General features: G+C 52.6%; 16 protein-coding genes and 1 pseudogene. 9 read left to right on the top strand and 8 right to left on the bottom strand.

What is annotated here, in order from left to right; genetic code table 11:
• Positions 1–67: 67 nt before the first annotated feature.
• From rplM to sspB, 4 genes are all read left to right on the top strand, one after another.
• Positions 68–496 carry a 50S ribosomal protein L13 gene (rplM, locus tag NNO03_RS05295; RefSeq protein ID WP_003025141.1) on the top strand — a complete coding sequence of 143 codons (429 nt, stop codon included), beginning with the start codon at positions 68–70 and terminating at the stop codon, positions 494–496.
• Between the two features lie 15 nt (positions 497–511).
• On the top strand, positions 512–904 hold the full coding sequence (rpsI, locus tag NNO03_RS05300) for a 30S ribosomal protein S9 (RefSeq protein ID WP_003025138.1): 393 nt from the start codon (positions 512–514) through the stop codon (positions 902–904).
• Positions 905–1,219: 315 nt separating this feature from the next.
• Complete coding sequence (sspA, locus tag NNO03_RS05305; protein WP_048213444.1) at positions 1,220–1,858, top strand: stringent starvation protein SspA; 639 nt, start codon at positions 1,220–1,222, stop codon at positions 1,856–1,858.
• 5 nt (positions 1,859–1,863) lie between these two features.
• Positions 1,864–2,367 carry a ClpXP protease specificity-enhancing factor gene (gene sspB, locus NNO03_RS05310; protein WP_271441663.1) on the top strand — a complete coding sequence of 168 codons (504 nt, stop codon included), beginning with the start codon at positions 1,864–1,866 and terminating at the stop codon, positions 2,365–2,367.
• 44 nt (positions 2,368–2,411) lie between these two features.
• Here the strand turns inward: sspB and dcuC are convergent, their stop codons facing one another.
• Positions 2,412–3,779, bottom strand: a complete 1,368-nt coding sequence (gene dcuC, locus NNO03_RS05315; protein WP_271449016.1) for an anaerobic C4-dicarboxylate transporter DcuC — start codon at positions 3,777–3,779, stop codon at positions 2,412–2,414.
• 280 nt (positions 3,780–4,059) lie between these two features.
• Between dcuC and NNO03_RS05320 the strand changes: the two are divergent.
• A pseudogene (locus NNO03_RS05320) lies at positions 4,060–4,125 on the top strand (hypothetical protein); the annotation flags it as partial.
• A gap of 88 nt (positions 4,126–4,213) precedes the next feature.
• Here NNO03_RS05320 and NNO03_RS05325 read toward each other — a convergent pair.
• The 4 genes from NNO03_RS05325 to gltB all read right to left on the bottom strand — a co-directional run bounded on the left by NNO03_RS05325 (position 4,214) and on the right by gltB (position 12,873).
• A complete protein-coding gene (locus tag NNO03_RS05325) occupies positions 4,214–5,494 on the bottom strand; it encodes a cytosine deaminase (RefSeq protein ID WP_271440752.1) in 1,281 nt (426 codons plus the stop codon).
• Positions 5,484–6,734, bottom strand: a complete 1,251-nt coding sequence (gene codB / locus NNO03_RS05330; RefSeq protein WP_271449017.1) for a cytosine permease — start codon at positions 6,732–6,734, stop codon at positions 5,484–5,486. Before codB ends, NNO03_RS05325 begins: the two co-directional genes overlap by 11 nt.
• Before the next feature lie 247 nt (positions 6,735–6,981).
• Positions 6,982–8,400, bottom strand: coding sequence for a glutamate synthase small subunit (locus NNO03_RS05335; RefSeq protein WP_271449018.1), 1,419 nt, complete (start codon positions 8,398–8,400; stop codon positions 6,982–6,984).
• Between the two features lie 12 nt (positions 8,401–8,412).
• Positions 8,413–12,873 (bottom strand): glutamate synthase large subunit, encoded by a 4,461-nt coding sequence (gene gltB / locus NNO03_RS05340; protein ID WP_271449062.1) that lies wholly within the window; start codon positions 12,871–12,873, stop codon positions 8,413–8,415.
• A gap of 686 nt (positions 12,874–13,559) precedes the next feature.
• Here gltB and NNO03_RS05345 point away from each other — a divergent pair.
• The 4 genes from NNO03_RS05345 (at position 13,560) to mtgA (ending at position 18,626) form a co-directional block, all read left to right on the top strand.
• Positions 13,560–14,489 (top strand): TIGR01212 family radical SAM protein, encoded by a 930-nt coding sequence (locus NNO03_RS05345; RefSeq protein ID WP_271449019.1) that lies wholly within the window; start codon positions 13,560–13,562, stop codon positions 14,487–14,489.
• Between the two features lie 201 nt (positions 14,490–14,690).
• Positions 14,691–17,027, top strand: coding sequence for an aerobic respiration two-component sensor histidine kinase ArcB (gene arcB, locus NNO03_RS05350; protein ID WP_137382439.1), 2,337 nt, complete (start codon positions 14,691–14,693; stop codon positions 17,025–17,027).
• A 229-nt stretch (positions 17,028–17,256) separates the two neighbouring features.
• Positions 17,257–17,910: an isoprenoid biosynthesis glyoxalase ElbB gene (elbB, locus tag NNO03_RS05355; protein ID WP_271449020.1), complete on the top strand. Its 654-nt coding sequence runs from the start codon at positions 17,257–17,259 to the stop codon at positions 17,908–17,910.
• A complete protein-coding gene (gene mtgA, locus NNO03_RS05360; protein ID WP_271449021.1) occupies positions 17,907–18,626 on the top strand; it encodes a monofunctional biosynthetic peptidoglycan transglycosylase in 720 nt (239 codons plus the stop codon). The genes elbB and mtgA overlap by 4 nt, the downstream gene beginning before the upstream one ends.
• Before the next feature lie 98 nt (positions 18,627–18,724).
• Here mtgA and npr read toward each other — a convergent pair whose 3' ends face one another.
• Genes npr through ptsN form a run of 3 tightly spaced genes read right to left on the bottom strand, consistent with a single transcriptional unit; the run spans position 18,725 to position 20,385 of the window.
• On the bottom strand, positions 18,725–18,997 hold the full coding sequence (gene npr, locus NNO03_RS05365) for a PTS phosphocarrier protein NPr (protein ID WP_003828770.1): 273 nt from the start codon (positions 18,995–18,997) through the stop codon (positions 18,725–18,727).
• Positions 18,994–19,848, bottom strand: coding sequence for an RNase adapter RapZ (rapZ, locus tag NNO03_RS05370; RefSeq protein ID WP_048213428.1), 855 nt, complete (start codon positions 19,846–19,848; stop codon positions 18,994–18,996). The genes npr and rapZ overlap by 4 nt, the downstream gene beginning before the upstream one ends.
• A 45-nt stretch (positions 19,849–19,893) precedes the next feature.
• Positions 19,894–20,385, bottom strand: a complete 492-nt coding sequence (gene ptsN, locus NNO03_RS05375; RefSeq protein WP_048213427.1) for a PTS IIA-like nitrogen regulatory protein PtsN — start codon at positions 20,383–20,385, stop codon at positions 19,894–19,896.
• Between the last annotated feature and the right edge of the window lie 9 nt (positions 20,386–20,394).

The following is a 20,394-nucleotide window of genomic DNA, read 5'->3' on the forward strand; positions in this document are numbered from 1 at the left end:
GAACCTCAACTGACAAAACGTTTGGGTGTTCACCAACGTGTAACTTATTTATTTGGGTAAGCTTTTAATGAAAACTTTTACAGCTAAACCAGAAACCGTAAAACGCGACTGGTATGTTGTTGACGCGACCGGTAAAACTCTGGGCCGTCTGGCTTCCGAACTGGCTCTGCGCCTGCGCGGTAAGCACAAAGCGGAATACACTCCGCACGTAGATACTGGTGATTACATCATCGTTCTGAACGCTGACAAAGTTGCTGTAACCGGCAACAAGCGTACTGACAAAGTGTACTATCACCACACCGGCCACATCGGTGGTATCAAACAAGCGACCTTTGAAGAGATGATTGCTCGCCGTCCTGAGCGTGTGCTTGAAATCGCGGTTAAAGGCATGCTGCCAAAAGGCCCGCTGGGTCGTGCTATGTTCCGTAAACTGAAAGTTTACGCTGGCAACGAGCACAACCACGCGGCACAGCAACCGCAAGTTCTTGACATCTAATCGGGATTATAGGCAATGGCTGAAAATCAATACTACGGCACTGGTCGCCGCAAAAGTTCCGCAGCTCGCGTTTTCATCAAACCGGGTAGTGGTAAAATCGTAATCAACCAACGTTCTCTGGAACAGTACTTCGGTCGTGAAACTGCCCGCATGGTAGTTCGTCAGCCGCTGGAACTGGTCGACATGGTTGAGAAACTGGATCTGTACATCACTGTTAAAGGTGGTGGTATCTCTGGTCAGGCTGGTGCGATCCGTCACGGTATCACCCGCGCTCTGATGGAGTACGACGAATCCCTGCGTGGCGAACTGCGTAAAGCTGGCTTCGTTACTCGTGATGCTCGTCAGGTTGAACGTAAGAAAGTCGGTCTGCGTAAAGCACGTCGTCGTCCGCAGTTCTCCAAACGTTAATTGCTTTCTGCTTCGGCAGATTACAATTTGCGAAAAAACCCGCCTCGGCGGGTTTTTTTATGATTTTCATCCGCCCAAAATCACGGTAATTCGCTGATTGCCACCTCTTTTTCCCCATTTCCAGAATCGACTCACCACAAAGGTCACAAAATCTGGTAAACTATCATCCAATTTTCTGCCCAAATATCCGGTATTGTTCATTTTTTGTTTGTATTTTGAACAGTAATGACTTTCCCGAATCTGGGTGACATCACTTCTGGCTGGCCACAAAGTGGCTGGTAGCAGTAAAAATTCTGAATATACCTGGAGGTTTTCATGGCTGTCGCTGCCAACAAACGTTCGGTAATGACGCTGTTTTCTGGTCCTACTGACATCTATAGCCATCAGGTCCGCATCGTGCTGGCTGAAAAAGGTGTTAGTTTCGAGATTGAGCACGTGGAAAAGGACAATCCACCGCAGGATCTGATCGACCTCAACCCGAATCAGAGCGTCCCGACACTGGTGGATCGTGAGCTGACCCTGTGGGAATCTCGCATCATTATGGAATACCTGGATGAGCGTTTCCCGCATCCTCCGCTGATGCCGGTTTACCCGGTTGCGCGTGGTGAGAGCCGCCTGTACATGCAGCGTATTGAAAAAGACTGGTACACGCTGATGAATGTCATCGTGAATGGTTCCGCATCTGAAGCCGATGTTGCACGTAAGCGTCTGCGTGAAGAGCTGCTGGCAATTGCCCCTGTCTTTGGTCAAAAACCCTATTTCCTGAGCGATGAGTTCAGCCTGGTAGATTGCTACCTGGCACCGCTGCTGTGGCGTTTACCGCAGTTGGGTATTGAATTCAACGGCGCAGGTTCGAAAGAACTGAAAGGGTATATGACTCGCGTCTTTGAACGTGACTCTTTCCTGGCTTCTCTGACTGAGCCTGAACGTGAAATGCGTCTGGGCCGGGGTTAACCTGTATGGATTTGCCACAGCTAACGCCACGCCGTCCGTATCTGCTGCGCGCGTTCTATGAGTGGTTGCTAGACAACCAGCTCACGCCGCACCTGGTGGTGGATGTGACGCTCCAGGACGTGCAGGTTCCGATGGAATATGCACGTGATGGGCAAATTGTTTTGAATATTGCACCGCGTGCAGTTGGGAACCTGGAACTGGCTAACGATGAAGTGCGTTTCAACGCGCGCTTTGGTGGTGTGCCGCGTCAGGTTTCTGTGCCGCTGGCTGCGGTTCTGGCTATTTATGCGCGCGAAAATGGCGCGGGTACGATGTTCGAACCGGAAGCCGCTTACGACGAAGATGTCGCCAGCTTGAACGATGACGATAACGACGCGTCGGGTTTTGAGAATGAAACGGTCATGTCCGTTATTGATGGCGATAAGCCAGACAATGCCGACGACAACGACCCGGATGACACTCCACCGCCTCCTCGCGGTGGGCGTCCGGCGCTACGCGTAGTGAAATAATCAAACAGGCCCTTGCGGGCCTGTTTTGCATTCTGCGTCTGATATCAATAAAACAGCGCGATAGTGGCAATCATATTGACCACAAATCCTATCGCCATTGGGATGGCTGTCCGTTTTACTACCTCAAAAGGTGACACGCCCGCAATACCGGATGTCACGACAATCACTGCAGTAATCGGTGAAACCGCACGAGCCAGCGTGGTGGCGAAGTGCATCGGCATAATCATTACGACCGCAGGAATATGCAGCCCCGCAGCAATGTCCGGGATCAGACTGGCGAATGACATAAACGGTGCATTCCCGGATCCCATTACAATTGCGCAGGCGGCGATGACCACGGCCATAATGATCATCACACCGATACCGCCAAGCCCGGAGTGTTCCGCACCTTTAATCACCGCATCGACGGTGCCAATAGTGGTTAAGCCCTTGGCAAAGATCTCACCGGCCACCACCAGTGTGACGACGTTGGCAAACTGCGTTCCCATGCCGTCAAAAAACGCCTGCACATCATCCATAGTCTCACGCAGATTGTGTTTATGAAGAAACTCCACAAACATGGTCAGCGTCAAGCTCATTAACATCACCACAACCAGATTCAACTCTGTCTGCATTAATCCCATATGCGCCAGCAACAGCGAGCCCAACATCAGGAGCAGCGGCATCACCGGTAAAATGGCGTAATAGAGTGGCGGTACATCTTCCAGCGTCTTTTGTTCATTGAAGCCTGTGCTGTCTGGTTGTGTTTTTTGATCAAAACGGCGTTGAACGAAAAAGTGTGCGATGGCGACGGCGATGATGACGCAGGACGCGACAGGAAGTTGGTAGTGGAAGAAATAAGTGGCTATCTTCATCCCCGCAACCTGTGCGGCAAAAATTGAATTGGTTTCCAGAATGCCCCATTCAATCGACATCGAGGTGGCAATGACCGCTACCGCGGATAAACGGCTCACGCCCAGGCTGACCAGCGTTGGGAAGAGTGTAACCATCAGCAGCATGCCCAATCCGGAAGCACTGGTGATGAACTGTGCCATGATTTGACCAATGACATACGTCGCGGCAAGTACAATATAGGGTGAGCGGATGTGCTTGAGTGGGCGGCTCAACAGGCTGACCATTGCCCGGCTGGCACCCATCCTATCCATATAGCGGGCATAACCGCCTACTGCCATGATGGACAGCCCAAGACCTGCCGCCCGGTTGGAAAGCATGCGCAGAATTTCATTATAAATATCGACCAGTAGATAACCGCTGCTTTTGTCGCTGGCGACCAGTGCGCCGTACCCCAACCAGACGCCGCAGATCATCAGGAAGATCCCGGCTGCAGCCAGTACTACCTGTGGTTTGTAGTTTTTGAGGATCAGGTAACCCATCGTTAATAAAACGATGACAGAGATAATAATGCCGAACATTTTTTCACTCCATGCCAGAGAAGAAGATAAATCCGGTAATAACGCTGTTTTAAATGCGGATGTTATATTTTTTCTGGTATGTGTTTTGGAGTGGATATCGTGTTTTTATAATCGAGGATTGGTTATTTTTCGTTTTAAAATAGTAGGTTATGATTAATTTTAAAGATCATGTTCGCAGATTTCATAAAGTTAGTTTTATCCCTTGGTAATAAAAAATATCTGCTCAATCATTCATGTTGAAATATATGTATTTTATATATCATCTGTATGAGCATATCCATTACGCAGCCGCCCGCTGGCGCGTAAAAAACTGTCGAAAATGGTTGAGGGAGAACTTGAACAGATGTGTTGCAGATTAGCAGCCTGACAGAAAATATTTCGCCATACGTTTTTGCCGCAGGCTGTGAGTCTGCGGCCATGTCCGAAAAGAAAATCTAGCGCTTAAACGTTACCGCTTCTGGCTGCGCCAGGTGGAGTGTTGTCTGGCTTGGCACCGTCTCGGCAATAACCCGCCCATGACGGATGGAATAACGTGCAGGTGTCTGGCGACGAACCGCATCAAACCCATTTTCAGCAGGTAAAATCACCAGGTTAGCGGAGTTCCCAATACTCAAACCGTAGTCCTGTAAGTGCAGGGTTTTCGCGCTGTGGGTGGTGATGAGATTTAGCCCATCGTTGATTTGTCCGTACCCCATCAACTGACACACGTGTAATCCCATATGCAGAACTTGCAGCATATTCGCGGTTCCCAACGGGTACCACGGGTCAAAAACGTCATCATGCCCAAAGCAAACATTGATGTCCGCTTCCAGCATCTCTTTGACGCGGGTGATGCCACGGCGCTTAGGATAGGTGTCAAATCGTCCCTGCAGGTGAATATTCACCAGCGGATTCGCAACGAAGTTAATACCTGACATTTTCAACAGACGGAAAAGGCGGGAAGCATATGCGCCGTTATAGGAATGCATCGCCGTGGTGTGGCTGGCTGTCACGCGCGCTCCCATGCCATCACGATGCGCCAGCGCCGCGACGGTTTCAACAAAGCGCGATTGCTCATCATCAATCTCGTCACAGTGCACATCGATAAGTCGGTCATACTTCTGCGCCAGGGCGAAAGTTTTGTGCAGCGACTCAACGCCATATTCACGCGTGAATTCAAAGTGAGGGATTGCGCCAATGACGTCGGCACCCAAACGCACAGCCTCTTCTAACAGCGCTTCGCCGTTGGGATAAGAAAGAATACCTTCCTGTGGGAACGCTACAATCTGCAGCTCCACCCACGGTGCCACTTCTTGCTTTACTTCAAGCATGGCTTTCAGTGCCGTGAGCGTAGGATCGGAAACGTCTACGTGAGTTCGGACATACTGGATACCGTTGGCCATCTGCCACTTGAGGGTCTGCATGGCGCGGGTCTTCACGTCTTCGTGGGTGAGCATTGCCTTGCGTTCGGCCCAGCGCTCAATACCTTCAAACAACGTACCCGATTGGTTCCAGCTGGGCTCCCCTGCAGTTTGCGTTGTGTCCAGGTGGATGTGTGGTTCAACGAAAGGGGGAATGGCCAACCCGCCTTCGGCATCAAGCACCTCGCCCTGTGGCGCAGATGCTGTTTCCTGGGGATCAATACGGCTAAAACGCCCGTTTTCAATCGTGATTTGCCACAATCCTTCACGCCCCTGCAGACGGGTTTGAGTTAGGGTGATGGTGTTATTCTGCATGACTGACCTCCGGGGATTTTGCAAGGCTACGATTGAAAAGGGGATTCAGCAGGATATAGCTGAATACGCCGCCAAGTACGGCGTTGACCGGCACAATACCAGGGATGTAGTGTCCGGTGGCGATTCCCAGCGCGACGGACAGAATAGCTATCCAGTTGACGGGAATAAACTGTGCTGTGTTGAAGTTGGTGTACCGGCGGTGGTTTAACAGATAATCGGCAATAATCACTCCGCCAATAGGAGGGATCGCCGCCGACAGGAATGTCAGCCAGCCAACAAAGTTATTGTAAAGCCATAATGCGCACAGTGTTCCAATAATGCCGTTGGCCACGGACAACGTGCGGCTGGAAAGGCCGGTAATGTTAGCAAAGCCCAGACCGGAGGCGTACAGCGCGTTGTCATTGGTTGTCCAGATGTTCAGGCCGAGTACGACAATTGCGGGTAGCAGCAGCCCTTGCGCGATCATCACATCTGAGATATCTGCCTGTCCTACCGCGGCGGCTCCGGCTGCGCCGAAGATAAACATCAACGAGTTGCCAAGGAAAAAAGCCACCATGGCAATCAACACTGCGCCTTTGGCATTTCGCCCGAAGCGGACGAAGTCGGCGGTTAAGGTGCCTGCGCTGACAAACGATCCGACGACCAACGCCAGTGCCGTGGAAAAATCCAGCGGTGTCTGCGGCACAATGGCTTTTAAATGATCCAACCCCCCTACATCGCTCACTGCCAGCCAGACAGAGTAGCTGCCAAGAATGACGATAGCGGGAACGGCGATGATGGACAAAATGGTGAGTGCCGAGATACCAAAGAAGATGGTCATGGTCATCAGCAGACCGGAAACTGCAATCAGGATATTGACGTCAATACCCGTCGCTTTACCCACCGGGATGGCGAACATTGCCACGCCGACGCCAAACCAGCCCACCTGTGTGCCACCTAATAGCATTGAGGGAAGCCATGAACCTTTTATGCCAAATGAGTAACGTGCGAGGAGGTGGGTAGAGAGACCTGTTTTTGCGCCAATATAACCGAGAAATGCAGTGTAAATACCGAGGAGGAGATTACCGAAGAGAACTGCCAGGAAAAAATCATTATAGGAAAGACCGGTACCGAGTGTGCCTCCGGTCCACATACTGGCTGAAAAGAATGTTAACCCCAACATCACAAACGTCAGTGGTATCACGCCTTTCCGCGCTGCCAGAGGGACAGGGCCCTGGCTATAATTGTTGTCCTGCGACACAACGCCTCCTTGAATTTTGCCCAAAAAATCCGCCGCATCATATACACTTCTCAACGTAAAGCAAACGTTTTCGTCTGATTTTTTGTTGATTATTATTCATGGTGTTTATGTATTTCGAGTGTTAAGGCTATCTGCACTGTTTACAAAATGTGTTGTCAGGCTGGCTTAATCGGCAGGTTTGGCGGTATTGCGGCAGGAATTTGGCATCTCATCCACCAGGGCAGATGAGATGCCTGAAGAGGCTGACTTACACTTCCAGGTAATTCATAATTCCGTCAGCCGCTTTACGACCTTCGGCAATGGCGGTGACAACCAGATCCGAACCGCGCACGATGTCGCCACCGGCAAAGATTTTCGGGTTGCTGGTCTGGAAGGCGATCTCGCTGCGTTCCGGAGCAATAATACGCCCCTGCGAATCCAACTCGACGCTATGTTTTGCCAGCCATCCCATGCTGTGTGGGCGGAAACCAAACGCCAGTACGACGGCATCAGCCGGTACTATATGCTCGGAACCGGCGACGATCTCCGCGCGACGGCGACCTTTCGCATCCGGCTCGCCCATCTCAGTGCGCGCCATTTTCACGCCGCACACTTTGCCGTTAGCATTCACCTCAACACCTAAAGGCTGGACGTTGAACTGGAATTCGACGCCTTCTTCACGCGCATTTTTAACTTCGCGTTTCGAACCCGGCATATTCTCTTCATCGCGGCGATAGGCGCAGATAACGTGTGACGCACCCTGACGAACGGAGGTTCGCACGCAGTCCATCGCGGTGTCACCACCACCCAGTACGACAACGCGTTTACCTTCCATGCTGATGTATGGCTCGTCGCTGCTTTCGCCAAAGCCCATCAACTGTTTGGTATTGGCGATCAGGAACGGCAGGGCATCAAAGACGCCATCAGCATCTTCGTTTTCCAGCCCACCACGCATTGACTGATAGGTGCCGACGCCCAGGAACACGGCGTCATAATCCTTCAGTAACGCTTCGAGCTGCACATCACGGCCCACTTCGACGTTGAGTTTGAACTCGATGCCCATGCCGGTGAAAATTTCACGACGGCGGGTCATCACCTCTTTTTCCAGTTTGAAAGCCGGGATGCCGAAGGTCAGCAGACCCCCAATTTCCGGGTGGCGATCAAACACAACGGCCTTCACGCCGTTACGGGTTAGCACATCCGCACAGGCCAGACCTGCCGGACCCGCACCAATAATGGCGACACGTTTGTCTGTCTGACGAACGCCGGTCATATCCGGACGCCAACCCATTTCGAAGGCTTTATCGTTGATATAGCGCTCGATATTGCCGATGGTCACTGCGCCGAATTCGTCATTCAGCGTACATGAACCTTCGCACAGCCTGTCCTGCGGACAGACACGGCCGCACACTTCCGGCAGCGTGTTGGTCTGGTGAGACAGCTCTGCGGCTTCAAAGATACGCCCTTCGTTAGCCAGCTTCAGCCAGTTCGGGATGTAGTTATGTACCGGGCATTTCCACTCACAGTACGGGTTACCGCAGGACAGGCAGCGGTCTGCCTGTGCCTTAGCCTGACCTTCTGAAAATGGCTCGTAAATTTCGATAAACTCGATCTTACGGATCTTCAGCGGTTTCTTTGGCGGATCAACGCGCTGCAGGTCGATAAATTGGTATACGTTCTGACTCATTGCTGCTACCCCTTACTGCGCCTGCACACGCAGCTCAGCTGCGCTACGACTACGGTGACCCAACAGTGCTTTCACATCACTGGACTTTGGTTTTACCAGCGCGAATTTCACTGAGAACGCTGGCCAGTTTGCCAGGATCTCTTCGCCGTGCGAAGAGCCGGTATGCTGTACGTGTTCGGTAATTAAACCGCGCAGATGCTCTTCGTGGATAGCCAAAGAGTCCACGTTCAATACTTCAACCAGTTCCGGATTCACGCGTTTGCGGAATTCGCCGTCTTCGTCCAGCACGTAGGCAAAGCCGCCTGTCATACCTGCACCGAAGTTAACGCCAGTTTTCCCAAGAATACAGACGATGCCGCCGGTCATATATTCACAGCCGTTATCGCCAATGCCTTCTACCACGGTAATGGCACCCGAGTTACGCACCGCAAAGCGCTCGCCCGCACGGCCCGCGGCAAACAGACGACCGCCGGTGGCGCCGTACAGGCAGGTGTTACCGATGATGCTCGCCTCATGGCTACGGAAAGCCGAGCCAACCGGAGGACGCACTGCCAGCAGGCCGCCCGCCATGCCTTTGCCGACATAATCGTTAGCATCGCCGGTGAGGTACAGTTCTACACCGCCCGCGTTCCATACGCCGAAGCTCTGGCCTGCGGTACCGCTGAAATGCGCTTTAATGGGATCGGAAGCCAGCCCCTGATCGCCATGTGCCTGGGCAATATAACCTGATAACGATGCGCCAACTGAACGGTCGGTGTTGCGAATATCAAACCAGAAGGTTTTGCTCTGGCGCTCATCGACAAACGGTTTTGCCTGTTGCAGTAACTGCGCGTTCAGCACGCCGTTATCAAACGGCGGGTTGTTCTCGGTGCAGAACAGCGCTTTGCCGGGATGCGGCTCGGCGGTTTCCAGCAAGCGAGACAGTTCCAGCTTCTGCTGTTTGGCGGTAAATCCGTCCAGCTCTTTCAGCAGGTCGGTGCGGCCAATCAGATCCACCAGACGTTTCACGCCCAGTTGTGCCATCAGCTCGCGAACTTCACGGGCAATAAATTCAAAGTAGTTGGTCACTTTGAACGGCAGGCCGTGATAGTGATTCTTACGCAGTTTGTCGTCCTGCGTTGCCACACCGGTTGCGCAGTTGTTCAGGTGGCAAATACGCAGGTATTTACAGCCGAGCGCGACCATTGGGCCGGTACCGAAGCCAAAACTTTCTGCGCCGAGGATGGCCGCTTTGATGATGTCGACACCGGTTTTCAGACCGCCATCGACCTGCAGACGAATCTTGTGACGCAGGCCATTAGCGACCAGTGCCTGTTGAGTTTCCACCAGGCCCAGCTCCCACGGACAACCCGCGTATTTCACCGATGACAGCGGGCTTGCGCCGGTGCCGCCATCGTAACCCGCGATGGTGATCAGATCCGCGTAGGCTTTTGCCACGCCGGTGGCGATGGTGCCGACGCCCGGTTCGGAAACCAGCTTCACGGAAATCATTGCTTTCGGGTTGACCTGTTTCAGGTCGAAAATCAGCTGCGCTAAGTCCTCGATAGAGTAAATATCGTGGTGCGGCGGCGGGGAGATCAGCGTCACGCCTGGTACAGAATAACGAAGCTTCGCTATGTACGGCGTCACTTTGTCACCCGGCAACTGACCCCCTTCACCCGGCTTCGCGCCCTGAGCGACTTTAATCTGGATAACATCGGCGTTGACCAGGTATGCAGGGGTCACACCAAAGCGACCGGATGCGACCTGCTTAATGCGTGACACTTTATTCGTGCCATAACGCGCCGGATCTTCACCACCTTCGCCGGAGTTGGAGTTACCGCCGATGCTGTTCATGGCTTCAGCCAGCGCTTCGTGTGCTTCCGGGCTTAATGCGCCGATAGACATGGCCGCGGTATCAAAGCGTTTAAACAGCTCGGTTGCGGGTTCTACCTCGTCAATGCTTACGGCTTCATCACCAGGTGCGATCGCCAGCAGATCGCGCAGCGTGGCTGCCGGGCGCTCATTCACCAGCTTGGCATATTCCTGATAGTCGCTGTATTCGCCACTTTGTACCGCCTGTTGCAGCGTGCGCACTACGTCAGGGTTGTAGGCGTGATACTCACCGCCATGAACGTACTTCAGCAGCCCGCCCTGGCTAATGGGTTTGCGTGCCAGCCAGGCATGTTTGGAGAGGTTTAGCAGATCCTGCTGGAAGTCAGTAAAACCTGCACCACTGATGCGGCTAACCACGCCCTGGAAACACAGCGCAACGACATCGTCGTGGAGGCCAACGGCTTCGAACAGCTTGGAGCAACGGTAAGAGGCGATGGTCGAAATGCCCATTTTGGACATGATTTTGTACAGACCTTTGTTGATGCCGTTACGGTAGTTCTGCATCACGGTCCGGTAATCTTTGGCGATCGCCTGGGTATCGATCAGACGTCCCAGCGTTTCATAGGCGAGATACGGATAAATAGCCGTCGCGCCAAAGCCCAGCAGCACAGCAAAATGGTGGGGATCGCGGGCGCTTGCGGTTTCGACGATGATGTTGGCATCGCAACGCAGGTTTTGTTCTACCAGACGGGTTTGTACCGCCCCGACAGCCATGGGGGCAGGAACCGGTAAGCGGTTTTTCGCGATATTACGGTCAGAGAGCACCAACAGTACCGTACCGTTACGTACCATCTGTTCGGCTTTATCGCACAGGGTTTTGACTGTTTCTTCCAGCGTGGTTTCCGTCACGTCGAAGGTGATATCCAGCCGGTCGGCGCGATAGTGCTCTTCTTTCATGGTGGTGAGCTGGGTGAAATCGGAGTACAGCAGAATCGGCGATTTGAAGCTCAGGCGGTGTGCCTGGCCTTCTGCTTCGCAAAAGACGTTCATCTCACGACCGATGCTGGTGGCCAGCGACATCACGTGCGCTTCACGCAGCGGGTCGATAGGCGGGTTTGTGACCTGCGCGAACTGCTGACGGAAGTAGTCATAAATAATGCGTGGCTGGCTGGAGAGCACGGCAAACGGGGTGTCATCACCCATTGACCCAACGGCTTCCTGGCCGTTCTCTCCCAGGACCCGAATGACGGAGTCCAGCTCTTCGGCGCTGTAGTTAAATTGTTTCTGGTAGCTGGCGAGGGTATCATCGTCCAGTTCGCGGCGGCCGACCTGATCGTCTGGCAGATCTTCAAACGGCACCAGTCGGCGGACGTTCTTCTCCATCCACTCTTTATACGGGTGGCGGCTTTTCAGATCGTCATCAGTTTCGGCGGAATGCAGAATGCGTCCGCTGCGGGTATCGATAACCATCAGTTCGCCCGGGCCGACGCGACCTTTCTCGACCACTTCATCCGGCTGATAATCCCAGATCCCAACCTCAGAAGCGCAGGTGATGAGTTTGTCTTTGGTGATGACATAGCGCGCCGGGCGCAGGCCGTTACGGTCAAGGTTACAGGCGGCGAAGCGACCGTCTGACATAACAATACCTGCCGGACCGTCCCATGGTTCCATGTGCATGGAGTTAAAATCAAAGAACGCGCGCAGTTCCGGGTCCATATCCGGGTTGTTCTGCCAGGCTGGCGGTACCAGCAGGCGCATAGCACGGATGATGTCCATGCCCCCCGCCAGCAGCAGTTCCAGCATGTTATCCATAGAACTTGAATCGGAGCCGGTTTCGTTAACGAACGGCGCGGCGTCGTGCAGGTCAGGGATCAGCGGCGTCTGGAATTTATAGGTACGTGCGCGTGCCCACTGGCGGTTGCCGGTGATGGTGTTGATTTCACCGTTGTGTGCCAGGTAGCGGAACGGTTGTGCCAGCGGCCAGCGCGGCACGGTGTTGGTGGAGAAGCGTTGGTGGAACAGGCAGATGGCCGACTCCAGGCGCAGGTCCGCGAGGTCCAGGTAAAAGCGCGGCAAATCTGCCGGCATACACAGACCTTTATAGATATTAACCAGATTAGACAAGCTACAGACGTAGAAGTCTTTATCGTTCTGGAGGCGTTTTTCGATACGACGGCGTGCGATGAACAGGCGGCGTTCCATATCGCGTGGACGCCAGCCCGCAGGGGCGTTGACAAAAATTTGCTCAATACGAGGCAGGGAGGAAAGGGCGATTTCACCGAGAACTCCTTCGTTGGTTGGCACGTCGCGCCAGCCTACGATCGACAGAGTCTCCTGCTGTAATTCTTCTTCAACAATGCGACGAGATGCCGCCGCCAGTTCAGGGTCTTTATTTAAAAAGATCATGCCAACGGCGTAGTTTTTAGCTAAACGCCAGCCGCGCTCTTGCGCAACAATGCGGAAAAAGCGGTCAGGTTTTTGTAACAGCAAGCCGCAACCATCGCCGGTTTTGCCATCGGCAAGAATTGCGCCACGGTGCTGCATACGGGCCAGCGCGTGTATGGCGGTACGCACTACCTTGTGGCTAGGTTCGCCTTCTATGTGGGCGATCAGGCCGAAACCACAGTTATCCTTCTCAAGGGATTTATCGTACAACATATTAGTGAACCTCCCCAGGCTCTGCGGGACACCTCTCCGATACCGTTTGCGCACGGGCACACCAAGAGCATGGCGACGGGGTTTGCGTTTCATACGCTCACCTCGCATTCGCCCTCTTTATCCTTTTCGCATAGGTCAAACAAGTTTGAGGACTTGCTTCAGAGGGAATCTCAATTACTGCATAAATATGATGAGCAGGCTGCTCATCCAGAAAGCTTCCAGCGGATTTCCAAGTTATCGGGAATCCACACACAGGTCAAATGGCAATCTTATTTATGCAAAAATGTGCTATAGGGCGATTAACTTTATGAAGGCATTGAAAATAAAGGTATTTTTACATTGATTTAACCTGAGTGAGATCGCTGGTGAAGTGTGATCTGTCTCACTGTCAGAAAGGCCGGTTATCTCCCGTCCTCCCTTTGTTTATCTCAATGTTTGGTATTTTATGCTGGTTTGTAGACTTTCGGCGTCTTAAAGATACTGTTTTTATATGAGAGCCATCAGAAGATAAAAAAAATAGCGAGATATAAGGAAAAATAATGACTTTTTGATTGAATGAAATTTCGATTATTTTGAATGATTATTCAATGAATAAAGGCTCACCAGGGCGATTGATCCAGGTCATCGCCGACTGGGGCTAAAAATGGCAGGCTTTGGCCTCTTTTCAAGGCGCGGTCTATCAGATTATGCAGTTACAGAAATTAGTCAATATGTTTGGTGGGGATCTTTCTCGCCGTTATGGGCAAAAGGTTCATAAACTCACGCTGCACGGCGGGTTTAGCTGCCCAAATCGCGATGGCACCATTGGACGTGGCGGATGTACCTTCTGTAATGTCGCCTCCTTTGCTGACGAAGCGCAGCAGCATCATTCTATCGCTGAACAGCTTGAGCATCAGGCGCAGTTAGTGAATCGCGCAAAGCGCTATCTGGCCTATTTTCAGGCTTATACCAGTACCTTTGCGGAAGTACAGGTGCTGCGTTCGATGTACCAACAGGCGGTTAGTCAGGCCAGCATCGTCGGGCTGTGTGTTGGCACGCGCCCTGACTGTGTGCCGGATGCTGTGCTCGATCTGCTATGCGAGTACAAGGATCAGGGCTACGAAGTGTGGCTGGAACTGGGTTTGCAAACGGCCCATGACAAGACGCTGCATCGCATTAATCGTGGGCATGATTTTGCCTGCTATCAGCGTACCACCCAACTGGCACGGGAGCGTGGGCTGAAAGTATGTTCACACCTTATTGTCGGTTTGCCGGGAGAAGGGCAAGCGGAATGCCTGCAAACGATGGAACGTGTGGTCGAGACAGGCGTCGACGGTATTAAGCTGCATCCGCTGCATATCGTGAAGGGCAGTACGATGGCGAAAGCCTGGGAGGCCGGACGGTTGCACGGCATCGAACTGGATGAGTACACGCTCACCGCAGGTGAGATGATTCGCCATACGCCACCCGAGGTGATTTATCACCGCATTTCCGCCAGCGCGCGCCGTCCAACGCTGTTGGCACCGCTATGGTGTGAAAACCGCTGGACCGGGATGGTCGAACTGGATAAGTACCTTAACGAGCACGGCGTGCAAGGCTCGGCGCTGGGTACGCCGTGGATTCAGCCGGGGAACTAACCTTCTGTAGGTCGTAGGCCGGATTAGCGAAGCGACATCCGGCAATCTGCGCCTGCTTGCCTGATGGTGCCTGGCTTATCAGGCCTATGATGAACCACTCCCCAGTCATTTCACCGATAACCCCCGCATTTCTTGCACAATCTTCAACGTCACGCTGAGAATTGAGTATTATTGTGCCAAGTTGTCGTGAAGGAACCCTCTATGAAGCAAATTCGTATGCTGGCGCAATACTATGTCGACCTAATGATGAAGTTAGGTCTGGTGCGCTTTTCGCTGCTGTTGGCGCTGGCTTTGGTTGTGTTGGCAATTGTGGTGCAGATGGCTGTCACTATGGTGCTGCATGGCCAGGTAGAAAGCATTGATGTCATCCGTTCTATCTTTTTTGGCCTGTTAATTACCCCGTGGGCCGTCTACTTCTTGTCGGTGGTGGTTGAACAACTGGAGGAGTCCCGGCAACGCCTTTCACGACTGGTACAGAAGCTGGAAGAGATGCGCGAGCGCGATCTCAAGCTCAACGTGCAGTTGAAGGATAATATCGCCCAACTCAATCAGGAGATTGTCGAACGTGAAAAGGCGGAAGCGGAGCGGCAGGAGACGTTTGAACAACTGAAGGTCGAAATCAAAGAGCGTGAAGAAGCGCAGATCCAGCTTGAGCAGCAATCTTCATTTTTACGTTCTTTCCTTGATGCTTCACCGGATCTGGTTTTTTATCGTAATGAAGATAAAGAGTTTTCTGGCTGTAACCGTGCTATGGAGCTGCTGACCGGTAAGAGCGAAAAGCAACTGGTGAATCTAAAGCCGGCTGATGTGTATTCGCCAGAAGCGGCTGAAAAAGTTATTGAAACCGACGAGAAGGTATTCCGCCATAACGTTTCGCTGACCTATGAGCAATGGCTCGACTATCCGGACGGGCGCAAAGCCTGCTTTGAGATACGTAAAGTGCCTTACTACGACCGCGTCGGGAAGCGACACGGTCTGATGGGCTTTGGTCGTGATATTACCGAGCGTAAGCGCTATCAGGACGCTCTTGAGCGCGCCAGCCGTGACAAGACCACCTTTATCTCTACGATCAGCCACGAGCTGCGTACGCCGCTTAACGGTATCGTCGGTTTAAGTCGGATCCTGTTGGATACGGATTTAACCGCGGAGCAGGAAAAATATCTCAAAACTATCCATGTTTCCGCCGTGACGTTGGGGAACATTTTCAACGATATTATCGATATGGATAAGATGGAGCGGCGCAAAGTCCAGCTCGATAACCAGCCAATCGATTTCACCAGCTTTATGGCGGATCTGGAAAACCTCTCCGGTTTGCAGGCGCAACAAAAAGGATTGCGCTTTGTTCTTGAGCCGACGCTACCGCTGCCACATAAGGTCATCACAGACGGAACGCGTCTGCGTCAAATTCTGTGGAATCTGATCAGCAATGCCGTGAAATTTACCCAGCAAGGGCAGGTGACCGTACGGGCTCGCTATGACGAGGGAGACATACTGCATTTTGAAGTGGAGGATTCCGGGATCGGTATTCCACAGGATGAGCAGGATAAAATCTTCGCCATGTACTATCAGGTGAAGGACAGCCATGGTGGTAAACCGGCAACGGGAACCGGGATTGGACTGGCCGTATCGAAGCGTCTGGCGAAAAACATGGGCGGTGATATTACGGTTTCCAGCCAGGCAGGAAAAGGCTCCATCTTTACGCTAACCGTGCATGCTCCTGCCGTGGCGGAAGAGATTGAAGATGCTTTTGAAGACGATGAAATGCCGTTACCCGCCCTGAATGTGCTGCTGGTGGAAGACATTGAACTGAACGTCATCGTAGCGCGTTCGGTGCTGGAAAAACTGGGCAATAGCGTGGATGTCGCGATGACCGGGCAAGCCGCGCTGGATATGTTCAAACCGGGTGAATATGACCTGGTGCTGCTGGATATTCAGCTACCGGATATGACAGGGCTCGATATCTCCCGCGAGCTGACCCAAAAATATGCGCGCGAGGATCTCCCACCGCTGGTAGCTCTCACCGCCAACGTACTGAAAGATAAAAAAGAATATCTGGATGCAGGAATGGACGACGTGCTGAGTAAGCCGCTGTCAGTTCCGGCGTTAACCGCCATGATCAAAAAATACTGGGATACCCGAAACGAAGAGGAGAGCACTGTGACATCTGAAGAAAGCAGTAAATCGCAAGCGCTGTTAGATATTCCCATGTTGGAACAATACCTCGAACTGGTTGGGCCGAAGTTGATCACCGACGGTCTGGCGGTGTTTGAGAAAATGATGCCGGGATATTTGAGCGTGCTGGAGTCTAATCTGACTGCCCGTGATAAAAAAGGCGTGGTTGAGGAAGGCCATAAAATTAAAGGTGCAGCTGGATCTGTCGGTCTGCGCCACCTGCAACAGTTGGGGCAGCAAATTCAATCACCCGACCTTCCTGCCTGGGAAGATAACGTGGCTGAATGGATTGAAGAGATGAAGCAGGAGTGGCAGCACGACGTGGCGGTATTAAGAGCCTGGGTTGCGAGCGTGGAAAAAAAATGACCCCGGCTTGACCGGGGTGCGCGAATACTGCGCCAACACCAGGGAAATCGTGGCTGCGCCGTAAATTATTATCATTGTTTACAAGGGCGCAGCCCTAATTTTCAGGCCGCACGCAGTTAAGATAGCAAATCTTAAATAATTTGTTACATGAATCAGTTAAATGTGTGAAGCGTGGCATTCTAATCAGAATTATTAATATGCTTCAGTCAGTTGCGAAAGGAGTATCACGATGAAAAAAGTTGGCGTAGTGCTCAGCGGATGTGGCGTGTATGACGGTACAGAAATCCACGAAGCCGTACTCACGCTGCTGGCTATTGCCCGCAATGGCGCTCAGGCTATCTGCTTTGCGCCAGATAAACAGCAGGCGGATGTGATTAATCATCTGACGGGCGAGCCGATGCCGGAAACGCGCAATGTCCTGATTGAAGCTGCGCGTATTACGCGTGGTGATATTCGCCCCCTGGCCCAGGCGGTTGCAACGGAGCTGGATGCGCTAATTGTGCCGGGCGGGTTTGGCGCAGCAAAAAATCTGAGCAATTTTGCCAGCCAGGGCAGTGAATGCCGGGTTGATAGCGACTTAGCCGCGCTGGCGAAGGCGCTGCATCAGGCCGGAAAACCCCTGGGATTCATGTGTATTGCTCCTGCTATGTTACCCAAGATTTTTGACTTCCCGCTGCGTCTGACCATTGGCACTGACATCGATACAGCGGAAGTGCTGGAAGAGATGGGTGCTGAACATGTGCCTTGCCCGGTCGATGACATTGTGGTTGATGAAGATAATAAAGTTGTCACCACGCCTGCTTACATGCTGGCGCAGGATATCGCCCAGGCGGCGAGTGGGATCGACAAACTGGTCTCACGTGTTTTGGTACTGGCTGAATGAGAAAAGGGGCTATCGCCTTTCTGCGACGTCTATTTCTGCGGGCAGTTATTGTCCTCGCCGTGTTCTGGGGCGGGGGTATAGCGCTCTTCAGCGTGATGCCCGTTCCTTTCTCGGCGGTCATGATTGAGCGGCAGCTTGGTGCCTGGATACAGGGTGATTTCGGCTATGTGGCGCATTCTGACTGGGCCAGTATGGATGAGATATCACCATGGATGGGGCTGGCGGTCATTGCCGCTGAGGACCAGAAATTTCCCGACCACTGGGGATTTGATGTCTCTGCGATAGAGAAAGCGTTGGCGCATAACGAACGTAATGAAAACCGTATTCGGGGTGCCTCGACGTTATCGCAACAAACGGCAAAAAACCTCTTTTTGTGGGATGGGCGTAGCTGGGTGCGCAAAGGGCTCGAGGCCGGGTTAACGCTGGGGATAGAAACAGTCTGGAGTAAGAAACGCATCCTGACGGTTTATTTGAATATTGCGGAGTTTGGCGATGGAGTATTCGGTGTAGAGGCTGCATCACAGCGCTATTTCCATAAACCCACCAGCCGTCTTAGCCCGTCTGAAGCGGCATTGCTGGCGGCGGTTCTACCCAATCCGTTACGTTTTAAGGCGAGTGCGCCTTCCGGCTATGTGCGCAGTCGTCAGGCGTGGATCATGCGCCAAATGCGCCAGCTGGGCGGTGAGTCGTTTATGCGTGAAAATAAGCTGTATTAGCGGGGTTATCGCCGGATGCGGCGTAAACGCCTTATCCGGCCTACTGGAGTAGGTCATTGCCGTGTAGGCCTGATAAGCGTAGCGCATCAGGCACTTCACTAATCCTCGTCAAATCCCGAGTTAAACAGGGCAATTACCGCGGCCAGGGCCTCAACTTCCTGCGGACCCGTGGCTTCAACTTCTATCTGGCGTCCTTTGGCGGAATCCAGCATCAGCAGAGCGATAACGCTGTTTGCCTCGGCTTCCGTTCCTTCATCATTACGCAGCAGAACTTCTGCTTCAAAACCCTGCATTAGCTCAAACAGTTTCATTGCCGGCCGGGCATGCATGCCCAGCTTATTCGTGATTTCAACAGTTTGCTTCACGGTCATGATTTGCGTTTTTCCAACGTACGATGGCGTGACTGCACGTTTTTACCGCGTGAGCGGAAGTAGTCTGCCAGTTGCTCTGCAATATACACCGAACGGTGTTTCCCGCCGGTACAGCCGATGGCTACAGTGAGATAGCTGCGGTTGTTGGTCTCCAGCATGGGTAACCATAGCTCAAGATAGCTGCGAGTCTGGTAGATAAAATTGTGTACTTCTGTGTGTCTGTCGAGGAAGGCCGCGACGGGCCTGTCCAGACCGGTCATCGGGCGTAGCTTTGGATCCCAGTGCGGGTTAGGCAGGAAGCGGACATCAAAGACGTAATCCGCATCAATAGGGATTCCGTGTTTAAAGCCAAAGGACTCAAATACCATCGTTAATTCACGTTCACGTTTGCCCAGCAGTCGGGTACGTAACATTTCCGCCAGCTCGTGCACAGACATTTCAGAGGTGTCTACGATCAGGTCAGCGCGCGAACGCAATGGCTCCAGTAAATCGCTTTCTTTATCGATAGCGCTTTCCAGGGACAAGTTCTTGCTGGACAGCGGGTGTAAACGGCGCGTATCGCTGTAGCGGCGAATCAGCGTGTTACGGTCGGCATCAAGGAACAGCAGTTGCGGTGAGAAGCCTTCAGGCAGGTTACTCATGGCCTGCTCAAAAATCTCCGGGGACTCGGGCATGTTGCGCACGTCAATGCTGACAGCCGCAGATATCTGGCGATCGGCGAGGGTTCGAGCCAGTTCGGGCAACAACACGACGGGAAGGTTATCCACGCAGTAAAAACCCATATCTTCCAGCGCGCGCAGGGCGACAGACTTACCTGACCCTGAACGACCGCTGACGATCATCAGTACCATGTACTGTTTCTCCTCACAACGACAGAAAAGGATGCCATTGGGTTGTTATGCTTCATCCTGTCCACCTTCGGTGTCAGTGATGATTTGATACAACTCCTGGTCACTCTGCGCGGCGCGCAGGCGACGACAGATGGTTTTATCTGCCAGACGTTTTGCGACCAGTGACAACGTATGCAAATGCGTCTTGGTTTGGTCCGCCGGGACCAGCAGGGCGAAAAGCAGATCGACTGGCTGATTATCAATGGCATCGAACGCGATTGGCGTTTCAAGTTGAACAAATACACCAACCGCACGCAGGGTGTCTTCTTCCAGCTTTCCATGCGGAATGGCAATACCATTGCCAATACCGGTACTGCCCATTTTTTCACGCGTCAGAATGGCTTCAAATACCACCTGAGGAGGCAAGCTAAGTTGTTTTGCCGCCAGTTCACTGATGATTTCCAGTGCGCGTTTCTTGCTTTGGCAGTGAACGGCCGCGCGCGTACATTCCTGGTTAAGAACATTGCTCAGTTGTAGAGTCGTATCGTTATTTGTCATAATTTCACC

Origin of the sequence: Citrobacter sp. Igbk 16, from assembly GCF_028069755.1 — a bacterium.
Classification (GTDB): domain Bacteria; phylum Pseudomonadota; class Gammaproteobacteria; order Enterobacterales; family Enterobacteriaceae; genus Citrobacter.